At 37.9% G+C, this 17,849-nt stretch carries 16 protein-coding genes; 3 read left to right on the forward strand and 13 right to left on the reverse strand.

Features of this window, described 5'->3' with window-relative positions:
- Positions 1–163: 163 nt before the first annotated feature.
- The 12 genes from B6F02_RS07005 to B6F02_RS07060 all read right to left on the reverse strand — a co-directional run bounded on the left by B6F02_RS07005 (position 164) and on the right by B6F02_RS07060 (position 12,769).
- A complete protein-coding gene (locus B6F02_RS07005) occupies positions 164–1,054 on the reverse strand; it encodes a carbohydrate ABC transporter permease (protein WP_080147400.1) in 891 nt (296 codons plus the stop codon).
- Positions 1,055–1,221: 167 nt separating this feature from the next.
- Complete coding sequence (locus B6F02_RS07010) at positions 1,222–2,553, reverse strand: ABC transporter substrate-binding protein (RefSeq protein ID WP_080146646.1); 1,332 nt, start codon at positions 2,551–2,553, stop codon at positions 1,222–1,224.
- A 344-nt stretch (positions 2,554–2,897) separates the two neighbouring features.
- A complete protein-coding gene (locus tag B6F02_RS07015; protein WP_080146647.1) occupies positions 2,898–3,872 on the reverse strand; it encodes a permease prefix domain 1-containing protein in 975 nt (324 codons plus the stop codon).
- Entirely contained in the window at positions 3,856–4,200 is a 345-nt protein-coding gene (locus tag B6F02_RS07020) for a PadR family transcriptional regulator (RefSeq protein WP_080146648.1), read from the reverse strand. Before B6F02_RS07020 ends, B6F02_RS07015 begins: the two co-directional genes overlap by 17 nt.
- 158 nt (positions 4,201–4,358) lie before the next feature.
- Positions 4,359–5,960 (reverse strand): ABC transporter permease, encoded by a 1,602-nt coding sequence (locus B6F02_RS07025; RefSeq protein ID WP_080146649.1) that lies wholly within the window; start codon positions 5,958–5,960, stop codon positions 4,359–4,361.
- 1 nt (position 5,961) lies between these two features.
- Complete coding sequence (locus tag B6F02_RS07030) at positions 5,962–6,858, reverse strand: ABC transporter ATP-binding protein (RefSeq protein WP_080146650.1); 897 nt, start codon at positions 6,856–6,858, stop codon at positions 5,962–5,964.
- A 23-nt stretch (positions 6,859–6,881) separates the two neighbouring features.
- On the reverse strand, positions 6,882–7,529 hold the full coding sequence (locus B6F02_RS07035) for a TetR/AcrR family transcriptional regulator (protein WP_080146651.1): 648 nt from the start codon (positions 7,527–7,529) through the stop codon (positions 6,882–6,884).
- Positions 7,530–7,628: 99 nt separating this feature from the next.
- Positions 7,629–8,702, reverse strand: coding sequence for an ABC transporter permease (locus B6F02_RS07040; protein WP_080146652.1), 1,074 nt, complete (start codon positions 8,700–8,702; stop codon positions 7,629–7,631).
- Complete coding sequence (locus B6F02_RS07045) at positions 8,702–9,976, reverse strand: ABC transporter permease (RefSeq protein WP_080146653.1); 1,275 nt, start codon at positions 9,974–9,976, stop codon at positions 8,702–8,704. Before B6F02_RS07045 ends, B6F02_RS07040 begins: the two co-directional genes overlap by 1 nt.
- Before the next feature lie 14 nt (positions 9,977–9,990).
- Positions 9,991–10,923, reverse strand: a complete 933-nt coding sequence (locus tag B6F02_RS07050; protein ID WP_080146654.1) for an ABC transporter ATP-binding protein — start codon at positions 10,921–10,923, stop codon at positions 9,991–9,993.
- Positions 10,924–11,028: 105 nt separating this feature from the next.
- On the reverse strand, positions 11,029–11,664 hold the full coding sequence (locus B6F02_RS07055; RefSeq protein WP_080146655.1) for a response regulator: 636 nt from the start codon (positions 11,662–11,664) through the stop codon (positions 11,029–11,031).
- Positions 11,657–12,769: a sensor histidine kinase gene (locus tag B6F02_RS07060; protein WP_179128543.1), complete on the reverse strand. Its 1,113-nt coding sequence runs from the start codon at positions 12,767–12,769 to the stop codon at positions 11,657–11,659. Before B6F02_RS07060 ends, B6F02_RS07055 begins: the two co-directional genes overlap by 8 nt.
- 264 nt (positions 12,770–13,033) lie before the next feature.
- Here B6F02_RS07060 and licT point away from each other — a divergent pair, with 264 nt between their 5' ends.
- The 3 genes from licT (at position 13,034) to B6F02_RS07075 (ending at position 16,659) form a co-directional block, all read left to right on the forward strand.
- On the forward strand, positions 13,034–13,870 hold the full coding sequence (gene licT, locus B6F02_RS07065) for a BglG family transcription antiterminator LicT (RefSeq protein ID WP_080146657.1): 837 nt from the start codon (positions 13,034–13,036) through the stop codon (positions 13,868–13,870).
- Positions 13,871–13,980: 110 nt separating this feature from the next.
- Entirely contained in the window at positions 13,981–15,879 is a 1,899-nt protein-coding gene (locus B6F02_RS07070; RefSeq protein WP_080146658.1) for a beta-glucoside-specific PTS transporter subunit IIABC, read from the forward strand.
- 357 nt (positions 15,880–16,236) lie between these two features.
- A complete protein-coding gene (locus tag B6F02_RS07075) occupies positions 16,237–16,659 on the forward strand; it encodes a hypothetical protein (protein WP_143745235.1) in 423 nt (140 codons plus the stop codon).
- Between the two features lie 53 nt (positions 16,660–16,712).
- On the opposite strand, the gene B6F02_RS07080 is transcribed toward B6F02_RS07075, so the two are convergent.
- On the reverse strand, positions 16,713–17,816 hold the full coding sequence (locus B6F02_RS07080; protein WP_080146660.1) for an NADH-dependent flavin oxidoreductase: 1,104 nt from the start codon (positions 17,814–17,816) through the stop codon (positions 16,713–16,715).
- Positions 17,817–17,849 lie beyond the last annotated feature (33 nt).

The following is a 17,849-nucleotide window of genomic DNA, read 5'->3' on the forward strand; positions in this document are numbered from 1 at the left end:
CAAGAATTTTACCATTTCTATCTTGTTTTTTCTTGCTTTTAAAATACTTTGTTTTTGAGGTCGAGGATGAGCTGTCGCTTTCCTGGACGTATTTCGTTTTAGATGATTCTATCAAGGTTATTCCCTCTCCTTCTATCCGACAAAAAACGGTTTATAATCGGAATCAGTAATGGACCCATTTAGGTGCCAGCTTAAGATTGATAAAGGTCAATACCAGTACAATGGCAAACAGTACCAGCGACATAGCCATGGCATACCCCATATCAAAAGCCACAAATGCTTTGTTCCACATATGCAGATTATAAAATAATAAGGAGTTTGCCGGTCCGCCAGTTCCATTCTCAGTCATGACATAAGCAGCTTGGAAAATCTGGAATGCACCAATCGTAGAAGTAATAACGTCATAAAAAATGATCGGTGTAATCATCGGCAAAGTGATATGCCAAAGCTTTTTAAATCTGTTCGCACCATCTACTTCAGCTGACTCATAAAGCTGTCTAGGGACATTCTGCAGCGTTGCCAAGTAAAGCAGCATCGCGCCGCCTACACTCCAAAGTCTCATCAGGATCAGTGCTGGTTTCGTCCAGTCCGGGTCAAATAGCCAAGCAGGACCATCAATACCTACGAAAGAAAGCACTAAATTGATCAACCCACTCGTTGGCGACAGCAGCTGCATCCATAATACATATACCGCTACACCAGATAAGATTGCCGGCAAGTAGAAGATTGTCCGAAAAATCGTAATCCCTCTGATGTTTCGGTTCAATAGTACAGCCAAAAACACACCACCGGCAGTTGTCAGCGGTACATTCAAAATAACATAATAAATAGTATTATATAGTGACTTTAAAAATAGTTGATCTGTTGTAAACATTCTAATGAAATTGTCTAATCCAATAAAATCCATTTGAGAAGTGATATTATAGTTGGTAAAACTACCGATTAAAGAAAACATCATAGGCAGAAACATAAAAGCTAAAAATCCTATAATAAATGGAGAAACGAAAAGCAAGCCCCATAAAGCCTCATTTCGTTTTCGTTTATTCCAATTCATTTTTTTTCTTTTGTTTTTTCCATTGTTATTTGATGTTTGATTTGCATGCATGTATTCTCACGCCACCTTAAAAAAAGAATAGTGAGAAGGAAAAGGGCTGCCCCGCTCTCCTTCTCACCTTTTCCACTGTTCTATTCATCCTGCTTAATAGATTAAACAGTCAAACTTTACTCAGCTAAGTTTTCAACTGCTTCTTGAGCATCATTCAATGCTTCTTCAGCTGATTTTTCACCTAGGAACGCCGCGTCAATCTCTGCGTTGACTAGAGAAGAGAAATCTGGAGCATTTAAAGGTACTGGTGTTATGGTTGTAACGTCTAAATTGGCATCTGCTAATTCATAGATTCTGTGTCCCATTTCATCCAATTCTGGATGACTTTGCAGATTTTCATTTGCTTCTGTATTAGCCATAATATCAAAACTGTTCATTCCAAACTGCTCTTGTACTTCTGTAGAAGATAAATACTTCATGAAGTCATATGACTCTTCAGGATGTTCAGTATTTCCTGGAATCTCAAGAACAAATCCTCCACCCCAAGACCAGTGACCACTGCCTTCTTCTTTTTCAGGAAGCGGCGCAACACCGTATTCAAAATCATCAGGTGCATTTTCAAGCAGATTTGTATAGTAATTAATGTTTTGGCCGCGCATTGCTACTAAACCAGAGATAAATGGGTCAGAAACACCTGAACCAAATTCTGCTTCGTACTGATTAATTGTGTCTCTTCCATAATAGTCTTGCCATTCAAGCATCCATTCCAGCGCTTCTACCTTTTCAGGAGTATTGATTCGAATATCGCCTTCTTCATTAAACCAAGAGACACCATTATCAGCATTCAATGCCCATATGTCAGCTCCTAAATTCCAGCGAGGGTAGAAACCAATCTGTTCCCAATTATCGCCGCTGCCTTGATCTAATGCTCTTGCGGCTTCTTCCAGCTCAGCCCATGTGGAAGGCGGATCTTCTGGATCTAAGCCAGCTTCTTCAAATGCAGTCTTATTGTAAAAGAGTACTTGAGTATCCGTATTGAACGGTAATGCATAAGCCTCGTCTTCATATAAAACAGTGTCCCATAATTGTGGATAAAAATTTTCTGAAATATCATCTTCATCGAGATATTCTTGAATATTTGTCGCTTGATTCGCTTCTGCTCGCTGCTTTACACTGTTAATATCTTGTACAATCACGTCCGGTGCATTACCACCTGCAATCGCTGCAAGTGACTTCGTCCAGATATCTCCCCAAGGCTGATAAACATATTCGACCGTTACTTCTTCTTGTGATTCATTATAGTCGCTGATGATATCTTCAATGGCATCTCTTCGAGAACCAGATCCCCAAAATGACCAGAACTCTAAAGTTGTTCTACCATCTTCTCCTTCAGTTGCTGCTCCACTTTCAGAAGCACTTTCTTCTCCACCGCAAGCAGACAAGAGTAAAGCTGCACTTCCAAGTGTCAAGCCGTATTTTAAGATATTTCTTTTAAATAATGATTTCAATGGAAACCCTCCTTAAGTTTTGACTGAAGAAGATTATGTATCCGTCTAACTGCTTCTTCTTCTGCTTTCTACAATAATGCAGAAAAGAAGAAGAAGCAAATAATAAGACTTTTCACTGCTAAAATTTTATAAGTTAAAATAGAATCAGTTTTGATTTACTCACATAAAATAGAAGTTAAAAAAACTTAATTATAACAAAATAAACACACATACACAAACGCCTATCACAATAGAAGCACTTCTCTTCAAAGCTTATCTGATTTCTTTCCCTCAACTTTGCAAAAAATTTCCATTAAAAAACTGCTAAGAGCAACCAAATCAGTGCACTCAGCAGTTCTTTCACTTTATTTTTCTTCAAGATTAAACATATCTTTGATGATCGTTTCAAAGAGACCAGCTATAGGAAATATAATCCATGTCCATGCCCAGCCTCCAAAAATATAATTCATTAAAAAATATGATATGACAACAATGGGCCAGTAAATATTAGATAACAGATGATCTACTTTTTTCGTTTTATAGTACCGCTCCCTAGCTGCAGTAACTTCTTCAAATGATTTTCCTTGTGATAAAAGGTTATTATACCCCGTCCACTTCATTCCTGTATAAATAAACAGTAAGACACCGATACTAGCAACAATAAACATCATTGCCGCGCCTAGCAATATAACATCATCATGGTATGTCATCACCCCAAGTAAAACAGGTATCAAAGAAAACACACAAAAGGCTATTCCAGAGATAATGCTATAAATATGTGACTTTTTGTACAGTTCTTTTAGTTCTGTTATTTTTTCCTGCGCTTCTGGAACGAGTATAAATGGACTGTGATATGCTTTGTACCTTGATAACTGCAGACCTTGAAGAATAAATTGAGAAACACCTAGTACTCCCATAATCAACAGCCAGATCACTCCAATCATAATGTATGAAATTGAATACATATCAATAGCGACACTGCTAACGAGTCCAGCTACCCCAATTGAACAAGCGACGACTCCTAGACCAATCCCCAGTCCTGCTTTTCGCCGTGCTTCGAGATACTCATGAGCATCCTCTAATTCGACGACCATTATATCATCGTATTCTCTTTGATGATTCTCTTCCTGGCTTAAGCCCATTTCGTCCAGTACTTCTTCAATATTTCCAAATTCAACGATGACTGTACCGACCGCTTCATTTTCAGAAGCCCCTTCTTCAATCAGTGCCTGATAACGATCTTCCATATTGGCTAGAATATCGATCTTTAATTGTTCTGTTTCTTCAGTTTTTACCACATGTTTAAACATCTTTTCTACATAGTCATGAATCGTATTCATTTTGTCCACCTCCAAAAAATGTATCCACAACAGATTTCGTTAACAACCATTCTTTTTGTTTTTCCAGGAAATACCCTTTTCCTTTAGCCGTAATTTTGTAATACGTTCGTTTTCTTCCCTGCGTTTCTTTTCCAGGATATGATGTAATAAATCCTTTCTTCTTCAACCGCGTAAAAGCAGAATAAAGTGTTGTTTCTTTCATAACATATTGTTCATTTGTTCGTTCTCTGATTTGTCTGGAGATCTCGTATCCATACGAATCTCCATCAATCAAAATAGATAAGATAAATGAATCGTTATATCCTCTGCTGACATCACTGCTGATCATCCACCTCACCTCTTTATGTATACGGAATGGAGCCATAAATTACTTCATCTGTCGTTGTAATCAGTATACCAGAGTACTTTCAGCATTACTACATCAGATGCAGTAAAATAATAAAAATCAGACCTGAGACCTAGTTAGCTCAAATCTGATTTTTTGTTTTAATCGTTGATTAAATCCCTGCGGTTAAACCCTATAAAACCACTTGCTGTCAACACTGCACTCATCATCATTAATAAAATTAAGCTAAGCGTTCCCTCTTCTCCCCTTAAAATTTCCGGAACATGATAGAACGGTGAAATACCTTTGACCCATTCAGCAAGGTCAAAAAGGTTAGAAAAGTAAAGAATCATGAAACAGAATCCTAATAATCCCCAAACTCCTGAGATTATTTGCGGAAACCAGCCATAAAGGAATACTGCTGCTCCAATCAATACCCAAAGTGCTGGAATATAAGCCATGCCGCCTAAGACGACATCCTTAAATGCAAGTCCTTCTGGCTGACTGGTCATCGCTGCTCCGCCGAAAGCGGCAGTTTGCAGCAATTGCATGAAGACACTGACAAGGAAACTAAATGCAGTGTAACTTAAAAGAACTCGAGTTCTTGAGCGGTTTCCGACCAGCAGATGACTTATTCTCCCTTTCTTTTCTTCACTATAGGCTTTCATCATTACCTGAAGTGCGGGAATAGCCGCCGCTATCGACAGTACACCCAACAATATAGAAATAAACTGATTGACGATGCTCTGTGAAGGGTCATTTGCAATGATTTGTTCAATTACCGCATTTCCGGCAATCAAGGTTTCAACGTCTCCAATGACAGATCCATATGCAATACCTAATAACACAAACGCCATAATCCAGATAATCAACGGCATTCTGAGGAGTCGGAATATAATACCAGGCAAAGATTTCAAAAATGATGAAGCTGCCCTTTTCCCGTTTCCAGCAGGAAATAACCCTCCTCCCATGTCTCTTTTGCTCTGCAGATAAAAAGCGGTTAATCCCAATACCATCATAATGGGTATAATCACTAAAACAGGCCACCATTGATTCGTCACAAAAGGTTCCGTTCGGTATAGAAGTCCTAAAGGTGACAGCAGACTGAATAGTTCCAATCCTGTATCACCGATAATACGCAATCCATAGGCAATGCCTAAAATAGAAAATGCTGTAACAGATGCACTCCTGCTGTTCGCTGAAAATTGTGCGACAAGCAAAGCCGTTATACCAAAGAAAAGACCATTTAAACCATAAATAATCCCTGTGAGTATCGCTCCTTCTAGAGAAATACTGCTATCTCCAAATATCAGCAGTATCAGTATAGTAAAGACAGCAATCAATATATTGCTGATCAAAAGCATACTCAAAGCAGCCGTAGAATGAGCCATTTTTCCTGTAGGCAGGGACCGGAATAATTCCAGCATCCCTTCTTCTTCTTCCTGCCTAGTGTTTCTTACTACTAGCAAAATAGAGTGAATACCAATTAAAGACAAGGTCATCACCGTCATTGTATGAGAATACATAGCACCAATTGTATAATTGTCCAGTCCGATCGCTTTCCCAAACAAAGCTTGCATTGCTGGATTGGACATCGCTGCTGACATTGCCTGCCGGTCCGCTGCGCCACTGTAAATACTGACAAAAGCGATGATTCCGACTAATACAAAAGACAAACAACCTAAGACCCATAAGCTGAATTTCAACCATTCTTTTTTTAGTGAGAAAAAAAGCAGCGATCCTGTTTGCTTAAACGCGCGCATGTTAGTCTACCTCCTCATCCGTCTCATAATGACGCATAAAGAAATCTTCTAATTTTGGCGGTGCACTTTCAAATTTTGTAACGTTGCAATTTTGCAGTTCGGACAGCAAGTCAGCTAAATGGTTTGTATCTAGCAGAAAAACCGTCTCAGACTTATCTTTGGAGTAATCATGAATCCAGTTTTTTTCTTTTAAATGGTCTAATGAACGTTCAGCTTTCACTCTGATCTGTGTTCTTGTAAGATGTTTTAATGCTTCAAGTTTTCCTGTTTCAACAATTTTGCCATTTCGAATGATAGCTACTGTGTCACATAATGCTTCTACTTCTGAAAGAATATGACTGGATAACAATACACTTGCGCCTCTTGCTTTCACTTTTCGTACTTGATCTTGAAAAACTCGTTCCTGCAGCGGATCAAGGCCTGAGGTCGGCTCATCAAAAATATAAAGGTCAGCGTCTGCAGCGAAAGCAGCAATCAATGCAACTTTTTGTCTGTTTCCTTTAGAATATGCTCGGCATTTCTTCGTCGGATCAAATTCAAAAGCTTTCATGAGAGCTTCTTTTTTATCTTGGTCAACAGCAGCACCACGCATACTTAGAAATAAGTCAATCACTTCTCCACCAGTCAGATTCGGCCAAAGATTCACATCCCCCGGGACATAAGCAATTCTTTTATGGATCTCTACTGCATCCTTCCAGGCATCTTGACCAAAAAGTTCAGCCGTACCAGAAGTGGGTTTCAGCATCCCCAGTAAAATGCGAACGGTCGTAGATTTGCCGGCTCCATTAGGTCCGATAAACCCCAACACTTCTCCTTTTCCCAAAGAAAATGAAACGCGATCCAACGCTTGATGTCTGCCAAATGATTTTGAGAGACTTTCGATTTTAATCATTTTCATGTTGCTTTTCTCCTTTTGATCCATTATTCTGCCGATTGTTTATAATAAATTTTTCTCAGTTGATCTTTTAGCTGTTCATATTCTTCGTATATGGATTCAATGGTCTTTTGATCAAATTGTTTGTCTTGAAGCTTTTTGACTTTCGCTTCTGCTTCTAGGCGAAACCCGTCAACTGTCCATCTGACTAGATCCAGCACAGAATCTCTTGAAAGATCCTCTCTGAATTTAGTTAAATCAATGTTCTTCTTTAGTATATCAGCCCATGCAGCTTCTACTTCAGCTCTTTTTTTCAGTTCTGCTTCAGACAAAGGATACTTATCCAGCCCCATTAAGATTTCAGAAAGAAAACGCATAGAATAAGGATATCGCTGGTATATGGACTGTTTTAATTCATTCACTTCATCTAATCGTTTAAAGAAATCAGTCTGATCATAATCAATCTTAGAAAAATATACATCATAAGTTTGCTCAAAAGCGGTTTCTATTAATGCATGAAACAGTTTTTCTTTATTTCCAAAATAATAAAAAAGTGTACCTTTCCCAATCCCAGCTTGCCTGGAAATAGTGTTAGTAGATGCTTCTTCATAGCCTCTTTCTGAGAATTCCTTATAAGCGGCATTCAAAATCGTTTCTTTTTTTTCACTCGATAATTTCAAAAATGCTTCATTCATACTTTCACTTCTTTCAATTTCCTAAACAAAATCGACCAACCCGGTCAACAACTGAAGTTTAGCACTTCTGACCGGGTTGGTCAACAGCTTTTATCCTATTTATCTACTGACTCTTTCCATCAAATTAATGCCCACGCCCATGAACAGAACACTCATTAAAAGTAATATGCTGATTGGTTGAATCGATTCCAGGAAGCTTCGGTTTTGTAAAATCGTCTCCATCATTCCATAGACAGCATGTTTGATCGGCATCAGTTCAGCGGCAAACTCCAAGAAAGCATTATTAACAACTTGCAGCGGCCAGAACGCACCACCTAGCATAGCCATAGCTGTTGCCACAATTGGTATAATGACTTGCAGCATCGATACGGTTCTTGATAAAGCTGTCAACAAGATGCCTATCGAAACAATACATAAAATATATGAGAACGTAATGGCCAGTAAGGCCGGTGTGTTTCCAGTGAATTCTATAGATAATAATTGACTTAGTATAATAAACAGCGTTAGTACCTGAAGGAAACCTATCGTCACATAAAAAACCAGATGACCCAGGTAAAGTTGTGTTTTTGATATTGGTGAGAAAATCAGTCGATTCCAAGTTCCAGACTTTTTTTCTTCAAATAAATTCAGCATCAGAAATAAAATGGAATAAATCGAAAAGTAAAAGGTCATACCTAAAATAACGGACATACTTGTAATATTACCACTTAGTTCGGTTAAAGAATTCGTTTGAATCTTTACTACTTCGTTCGCTTCAAGATCTGAACCAGGAAAGTCAGCACGAACTTCTGCCAGCGTATTCTTCTCTCGATAGAATTGCTGCAAATACTGATCAACTATCGCCATAGTCTGACTCTCTCTGCCAACAAGAAACCGATAATTTTCGGTATCCAGATTCACCCCATATCCATATCTGTCCATACGAATATCTTCTTGAATGTCTTCACGAGTCATTTGCTCAAAATGAAAGTTCTCATCCTCATTCAATGTGTTTACCAACGTATCTAACTGATCACTGGACAAGGTTTCACTGAATGCTCTAACGGTTGTTTTCTGATTTCCTTGAGAACCGGCTACTACGGTCACCATCATTATTGTTAACCCCATGAACAGCAGAACAAGGAATGGTTTTTTGATTAATCTTTTCCATTGCAATGCATAAACAGTCAACATCAGTTTAACCTCCTTTTTGGAAACAGCAAGACTGCACTAATCAGCATTACTAACGACATACCAATCATTCTAACGAGCAGGGGAGCTATTTCTGCGAGATCAAATCCCATCATAATTTGAAGATATGAGCTTAATGCTGCACCGTTTGGTGTCCAGTTTCCAACTTCTTTAATTAGTTCAGAAAATGTTTCTACCGGAGTAAAACTCCCACCTAAAAAGGCCAGTACAGCAATAAATGAACTGAAAAATCCTACTGTTGCATCACTCGAACTTCTTAAAGACAGCGACGTCAACAGGCTGGTCACACTGCCCACTACTAACGAATACAGGAAAGTGATCAGTAGTGTATTCATCCAGAAATCTAATCCTTTACCACTAAAAGTTCCAAAAAAGACAGTAGATAACACAAACAAAATCAGTAATTGAAGATACGTAATGAGTGTTCCGGAGACCATCTTACTGAACAGATAAGCCATTGGAGACTGATTACTCAACATGATCCTGGCAAAAACATGCTGCTCTTTTTCTTTGTATGCTCTAAGAGCTACTGATCCTGCTACACTCAAAGCGTAAAACACGCCCATTCCAATAGTATAATATTGAAAAGAATTGATCGGCTCTTCTGTCGAGAATCTCTGGATTTCTCCATAATCTTGGTTATCAGCTGCAGCAATTTGGGCTTCGCCTTCCGTTGCGATAGCTACCGAAGCCTGCAAATTATATTCCTCAATAAAACTGCTCAAAATAGTGTCTAAAACGACTGCTCGAATTTGAGAAGGATCTTGGACAGTCACTTCTAATTCAGCCGTAGTTTCTTCCTCTAAAAACAGACTTTTCCAAACGGAGTAACTAAAAGATTCAGGAATTTCAATAAAGCCTCCAATCTCATCATCTGTTGCAGCGGCTTCCGCCTCATTTATAGATTCGTATGGCTGGATATTGATCATTTCTCTGATCTCCTCTGACTCGAACATCCTATTCAACTGTTCTGCAGGATCCATCGCTGCTGCTGCTGACAGCAAACCTTGGACGGTTTCTTCTGGCATTCCAGCTTCTCTTAAATCTGATTCAAATCTGTCTAAACTATCTTGTAAGTTTTGATGATTGATCACCCCAAATTCAGCTGTTTCCAATTCGACCTCCGTGTTATTCATCAGCCCGCCTAAAGCGAATCCTAATATAGAGAGAAGTAGAAGAGGGGTAAGCAGCAGTTCAATCAGTTCATTTTTACTTTTAGAGAGCGTCAATAAATCCTTTTTAATTAAACTGAACATTTTGGAACTCCTCTCTAATCTCTTAATGTTCGACCTGTTAAATGCAGAAAAACATCTTCCAGTGTAGGTTTTTTGATCTGTATTCCTAAAATCGACATGCTGCTCTCTTCTGCATATTCGAATAACTGTACTAGTAACTGTTCACTATTCGTTACGATCAAAGTATAGCTGCCTTCCGCTGCGATCACTTGATTGACACTAGGATGTTCTAAGAGCTTTTCTTTAAAAGCTTCACTAGTTTGTTTCACCTTTACTTCAATCGTCTCTTCATTCGATAATATACTGCGCAGTTCTTCATTTGTTCCAGAAGCTACGACCTGACCATGATCCATGATATAAACCCGGTCACACAGTTTTTCTACTTCTTCCATATAGTGACTGGTATATAAGACCGTCAACTGTTTCTCTTTATTTAATTTGCGGATCATTTCTAAAATATAATTTCTGGATTGCGGATCTATACCGACAGTCGGTTCATCCATAATCAGTAGTTCAGGATCATGTAAAAGAGCCACTGCTAAATTTACGCGCCGTTTCATACCGCCAGAGTAATCTTTTACCGGGTCTTTTTGCCGATCTTTTAATCCAACTAAACCGAGTGTTTCTTGAATTTTTTCTTTTAAGATTTGCCCTCTTAGTCCGTGAATCTTGCCAAAGAACTGCAGATTCTCTAAGGCAGAAAGTTCTTCATATAATGCAATCTCCTGTGGAACAACCCCCATCTTAGAACGAATATCTCGAGCATCTTCGAAAACATCTTTCCCATAGAATTGTACACGTCCATTCGTTGGATGCAGTAAAGTAGATATCATAGAAATGGTTGTCGATTTCCCCGCTCCATTTGGTCCTAAGAGACCTACTGACTCTCCTTTTTCAATATATAAGTTGATATGATCCACTGCAGCCTTTTTCTTGAAAACTTTTTCCAAATTTTGCACTTCTAACATTTCAGTTCAACTCCTTTGCTCTTTTTTAACTAGTTTCATTGTATATAAAAAGAGACAGCACGGTCACTGTCTCTAGTCATGAATTCCTATGACTTAAGTCACTATTTACTGAATATCATGATTTAATGCATAGATTGCTAATTGAGTACGGTCTCGTAATTCCAATTTGTGTAAAATACCAGAAATTTGATTTTTAATTGTACCAACTGATAAAAATAGTGTCGCTGAAATCTCCTGATTACTCAGCCCTTTTCCAATCAGGGCAATGAGATCAAGTTCTCGGTCTGTCAATCGTTCATCTACTTTCTGAGTGAATTTCTGTTGTTCAAGTAAAGTCGGCATAATCTTAGCCGCTACATGATCTTCTAATGCTAGACCGCCGCCTAATGCACTTTTGACAGATTTGATCAATTCTTCCGCATCTCCGTCTTTTAATAAATAGCCGTTTGCACGATTCTTTAATGCTTCCAGTGCATATTCCTCATCATTAAACGTTGTCAACATAAGAATCGTGCTGTCAGGAAGCAGTTCTCTGATTTTTTTACCTGCTTCCAGCCCATTCATGACAGGCATTCTGATATCCAGCAGAACTAGATCATAGCGGTTTTTTTTACAGCACTCAACGGCTTCTTGTCCGTTTACTGCCTCTCCGGTGACTCGAAAGTCTGCTTCTGTTTCCAGCATCATTTTCAGTCCTTGTCTGACTAATGCCTGATCTTCAGCTATCAATATATCAATCATTCTGCTTCACCTCTAATGGAAATTGTCCTATCAAACTCAACTGCTCTGTAGTTTGATTAAAACTCAGCCTTCCTCCGATCTTGTTCAGCCTTTCCCGCATACTGGTAAGACCGAAGCCTTCTTTTATCTGAATTTTTTCTTGGATTGGATGGCTGACTTTAAATCGAAAGTCACGTTCAGCAATAATTTCAAATTCTATTTCTGCGGTTCGGCTGTTTCCATGTCTCATCATATTAGTCAAAGCTTCTTGGATAGACCTATATAATGCAACAGATTGCTGATTAGTAAAAAACAGGTTCAGTACTCCAGGCTGCAATTTGATTGACAACCGAAGGTGACTTTCAGATTCCAGTTTTCTAATAAGCAATATAACAGCTTGAAGTCCTGAATATTCTTCTGTTTTAAGTGACTGGACGGCCTTACGCGTATCCTGCAGACTACTTTGAGCTAATGTTTTTAATTCTGTAAATTGCTGTTTGCTTTTGTCATCTTGTGCTTTCAACCGTGCCACTTCCATCTGCATCAATAAGGCAGTCAGTCGATGCCCAACCGAATCATGGATTTCTCTTGCAATCTGATTTCTTTCTTCTTGCCTGATCAGTGTTTCATTGCTGACATTCTGCCGCTTACTGCTTCTTAGTTCTTCTGATACTGATATGTACTGTTCTTTCCACTTTTTTATCTGAAATGATTTCTCTTCTATACGATCTAACGCAACCAGCGAAATGACTACGAAGAGAAACAGAAAGACTATCTCGAGCAGATCAGCTTCAAAGACAGCAGAAAAAGAAGTTGCCGCAAAACTTAAACTGATCATTCCGTACAACTGTCCTCTTTTAAATAAATCTGTTGCTTGTGATGCCAAAAGGATCAGTACCAGCCAAGCAAAAAGGTTTAAAGTATCTGAATAGAAGCTGATAGTCGTCAGTGTTACTAAAAAAATAATCCCAATCTGCTGCATCCGTGTATTTATGATTGGAAGAATAAAGTATATTGTAAAGAAGACAGCAGCTGAGAAGATCATTACTGCTGAAAAACCAGCTGTCATAGCAGCAAACAACCAACTTAACGCAATAAAAATAAACGTAGTCCAGAACCCTAACATCATCTCCCTCCTTCCAAATCTACTTGATGATCTAATTGATGATCTAAGTATAGCTCAAGACAAATCAGAACAGCAAGCGCCCTTCAAATAATCATAGAATTAAAGGTTTATGATCTATAATATGTAACCGCTAAAATAACTGTTGACACTATTTTTAATCTATGTTTCAATGTTAAAGAACGTGAAAATTGTTACTGTTAAATCAGGCTATATTTTATGTTCAAATCTGTTAGTCGACTAATACGTCTAAAGGGATAGACGCAAATGAAAGTAAATAAAGTAATTAATAATAATATTGTTCAATCTATAAATGAATCAGATGCTGAAGTACTTGTTATGGGAAAAGGAATCGGTTTTAAAAAGAGTGTCGGCGATCTTATTGATCAAGAAAAAGTTGAAAAGGTGTACACAATCACTTCCCACTTATCTACCAATAAGCTGGAACAATTATTAGCTAATATCAAATTAGAACACTTGCAGGTAGCCAATGAAATCATCAGCTATGCAAAAGTTTCTTTAGGTAAAAAGCTGAGTGAAAATATTTTTTTGACCCTTACGGATCATATTGATTATGCTATTGAACGTTTTAACACTGATCTCCCTATTAAGAATGCTCTACTATGGGAAATTAAAAGATTTTACAATCATGAATTTCTAATTGGTAAAGAAGCACTGACCATTATACAGCGTAAACTCGGTATTCAATTACCAGAAGACGAAGCTGGATTTATAGCACTTCATATCGTTAATGCAGAACTTGACATGGCAAAGGTTAGTCAAGTTTCCGAAATGACGCAAATTATTCAAAGAATCATGAACATCATAAAATATCATTACAAGGTGGACATAGATGAATACTCTTTAAATTATGAACGATTCATAACACATCTTAAATTTTTTGTACATCGGTTATATAGCGGTGTTGAATTAGAAGCAGATAAAGATACCGGCTTTCTTTTTATGCTGAAAGAACGTTATGCAAAAGAATATGGATGTGCATTGAAGATCAGAGATTACATTATTAAAGAGTTTGGTCGTGACCTTAAAGAAGACGAAATGATTTATCTGACCATCCACATTCGCAGAATTACAAGTAAATAAGGATTGTTACTATTCAATTAGGCTATACCTGGATAATCTCACCTATTCCATTAGGTGTTGTTATTTAGGTATTTTTTATTGCCTTCATTAATCAAATTAAGGAGAAAAATATGGATTACAACCAACTTGCAAAGAAAATAATAAAAAACGTCGGTGAACAGGATAATATTAATGGACTTGTTCACTGTGCAACTCGTCTAAGATTCAATCTTAAAGATGAATCTGCAGCAAATACTGAAACACTGAAAGGAACCCAAGGTATTATGGGGGTTGTTTCCAAAGGTGGTCAGTATCAAATCATTATCGGCAGCGATGTCGGAAGTGTATACAATGAGATTGTAAATGAAATTCCATCATTAAGTGAGGACCAGGAAGCTGAAGGAGATAGTGAAAAGTCAGTCGTTGCTAGAATCATTGACACAATTACTGGTATTTTCACACCTATTTTGCCAGCAATTACAGCTGCTGGTATGATTCAAGCAGTATTATCATTATTAGTTGTTTTTAACTGGATCGATAATGAAAGCCAAAACTATCAAATTATCAGTTTTATGGGTAATTCAGCATTTTACTTTTTGCCTATGCTTTTAGCAATGTCATCGGCTCGAAAATTTAAAACAAATCCCTACTTAGCAGTCATGATTGGAGGAATTCTCCTTCATCCTAATTTCTTAGATATGATTGCTGCTGTAGAAGAAACTGGTGGCATCCAATTTTTTGGTATTCCGATTTCTCCAGTTAATTATTCTTCTTCTGTTATTCCAATTATTTTATCTATCTGGTTTATGTCTTATGTAGAACCGATTGCTGACAAAGTATCTCCAAAAGCAATCAAATTCTTTAGCAAACCATTGATTATTATTGCAGTTGTAGGAACCGTTGCATTAGCTGGAATCGGGCCTCTTGGTCATTATATCAGTGAATTGATCTCAGCTGGTATTCAGTGGCTTGAAAACTTAGCACCTTGGTTGGTACCTACAATTATCGGGGCATTTTCTCCACTGTTTGTTGCAACAGGAACTCACTACGGGTTAGTTCCAATTGGGATTAACAATCGTTTGACTAATGGTTTTGATACCGTGATTTATCCAGGAATGCTGGCTTCAAATGTTGGACAAGGTGCAGCCGCTATGGCAGTTGGATTTAAATCAAAAGACTCAACAATCAAACAGCTAGCTTCTTCTGCAGGTCTAACGGGTCTGTTTGGAATTACTGAACCAGCCTTATATGGAGTAAATCTAAGATTTAAAACACCATTATACGGTGCCATGCTAGGTGGAGGAATTGGTGGGCTTTATATGGGTATTATGCGTGTGAGAAACTTTACTGGTGGTTCACCTGGTCTACTGACCTTACCTAGCTACATTGGTGATGATACATTGCAATTTCTGATTCATGCTTGTGTAGGTGCAGCTATTTCTATCATCATTGCTTTTATCGCTTCATATATTTTGTATAAAGATCCAGCAGCTACAGAGGATCCAGTTGTATCAAAAGGACAAAAAGCAGTTGATCCAGAAGATGGAACTTTAAGCAGTAAAAATTATCAATCAACTGAAGAAATACTAGTATCTCCTATGACCGGAAAAGCTATAGACTTAGTACAAATCGATGATGGTATGTTCTCAGAAGAAATTTTAGGAAAAGGGATAGCGATTCGTCCAAGCGATGGTACGGTAACTTCCCCAATAAACGGAACAGTCACTGCTACTTTTGATTCTAAACATGCCATAGGATTGACGACCACATCAGGATTAGAAATTTTAATTCATGTTGGTATTGATACTGTTCAACTTGCCGGAGAAGGATATCACTATCTGGTTGAACAAGGACAAAAGGTATCTGCAGGAGAACCGTTACTGAGCGTTGACTTAGACTTTGTCACTAAAAAAGGCTACGACACGGTCACACCTATAGTCATTACAAATTCTGCAGATTATGGAGATATCTTAAATTTATCCAATACAGAAGTAACACCAGGAGATCAAATTATTAAAGTTTTACCTTAAACGATCACTTCTCTTTAACTCCTTTTTCCATTTTTGGGAAGAGGAGTTTTTGATTAAGCAGTATTTTCTGTCTATAATCTAATTAATTTTAATCGAGAGTCCAACATTAATGATCTAAGAGAGAATTTTATTTAGATTATTACAACATATATACGTAGGAGCATAATAATTGATTGTAATGCGAATTTTCGTTAAAATATATAATGTTATTTTTATCATGAATTTTTAGACTTTGTGGAAGGAGGTCTTTTTATCAAATTCATGGACTCGATAAAGAGGTTATGGCAAAAGCAGACCTATCAATCTCAGCAGTTAATCAAGCAATTACCCAAGTTAAAAGACAAAAATAGTCTCCCTATGGAGATTGAGTATAAGATCCATCTTAATGCTGAGAAAATAACTTCTGATCAAGAGGTTATAGATAGAATCGCTAACCAGATAATTGAAGAAGATGTTGCGAAAAGAAAATATGCTGGTAAATCAGACCAAGACCTCAAAACCTATCGTGACAAAATATATAAATATGAAAGTTTTTTAACGCAGGATGTAAAGTTGGTTCCAAATGATGTCAATCATTTAGATGTATATGTTAACCAGATCCTTCTTGGCCAATTGCCAGATGAGTACACTGTTGATGTCCTTCACTTTCTACAGTCGACGATTGTGATGGCATTTGCCTATATCAAAGGCGGACCTTATAAAACGTATGATGCAGCAACGGATTCTGTTGTAAAGAAAAGCGAACCGTTTGACCTTAATCTATACATTCAATTCAGTTAAAAACGAATAAAGAAAGCTGAAACACTTCAATGTGCTTCAGCTTTCTTTTTTGTCTATTTAATTCTATCTGGCATCATTGCTTGCATGAACATCCAGACACCGGTATTTAATTTTAGTTCATTTCTTTCTTCTGCAGTAACGGTTGTACGGATCGTATCTTCTCTCCCGCTCAACACTTTGCTGGTCCAGTGAGGATCAGCAAGCAGCACTCTTCCCATGGCTACCATCTCGCTATTATGAAGAGCTTCTTCTGCATCGGCTCCGTTACGAATATCGCCTACACTAATCAGTGGAACTCTTCCGTTGATCTTTTCATGAACTCGTTCTAGAATTGTCTGCTCGTTTTCTTCATCTGTTTGAGCAGATTTTCTGAAGTCCCCTAGTGAGATATGAAGATAGTCCAACGGTTTTTCCGCTAATTGATCAACCAAGTAAAGCGTATCTTCCATACGAATACCAGGATTTTCGTACTCTTCAGGAGAGAATCGATAACCGATTATGAACGGTTCAGAAGTGTATTCATTGACCGTCTCAACAATCCCGTTAACCAATTGATCAATGAAAGAGTACCGTTTTTCGAGTGAGCCGCCCCACTGATCATCTCTGCGATTAGAATGCGGTGAAAAGAATTGTTGGATCAAATATGTGTTTGCACCATGAATCTCGATACCGTCAAACCCAGCTTTGACCGCTCTTACAGCAGCTGCTTTAAAATCCTCGATCACTTGCAGCACTTCTTCTTCACTTAATGCTCTAGGTTCTTCCGAGTCAGAACGCAAAGCTTTAACTGCACTGGCAGAAACTGGCTGCTCTCCTCTTAAAATCGAAGAATTCGTCATTCTTCCTCCATGAAAAATCTGCAGGATAGACTTTGTACCGGCTTTTTTTATAGATGAGGCAAGTTTTGATAATCCTTCAATATGCTTATCATCATAAACACCCAGCTCACCTTCCCAGCCTTTGCCAATTTCCTGTACATTGGTAGCTGCTGTGATAACAGCACCTACTTCACCGCTTCTTAAAGCATAATAGTCTAACTCATTATCGGTAATGGTTCCATCAAAAAAACTCATCATATTGGTCATAGGTGCCATAACTGCTCGGTTTTTAAGCGTAATACCGCTATTTAACTTAATTGGTTCTCCCAAATTCTTCATTACTGTCATCCTCCTAAATAAAGTCACTTACTA

Source organism: Marinilactibacillus piezotolerans (assembly GCF_900169305.1).
GTDB lineage: Bacteria > Bacillota > Bacilli > Lactobacillales > Carnobacteriaceae_A > Marinilactibacillus > Marinilactibacillus piezotolerans_A.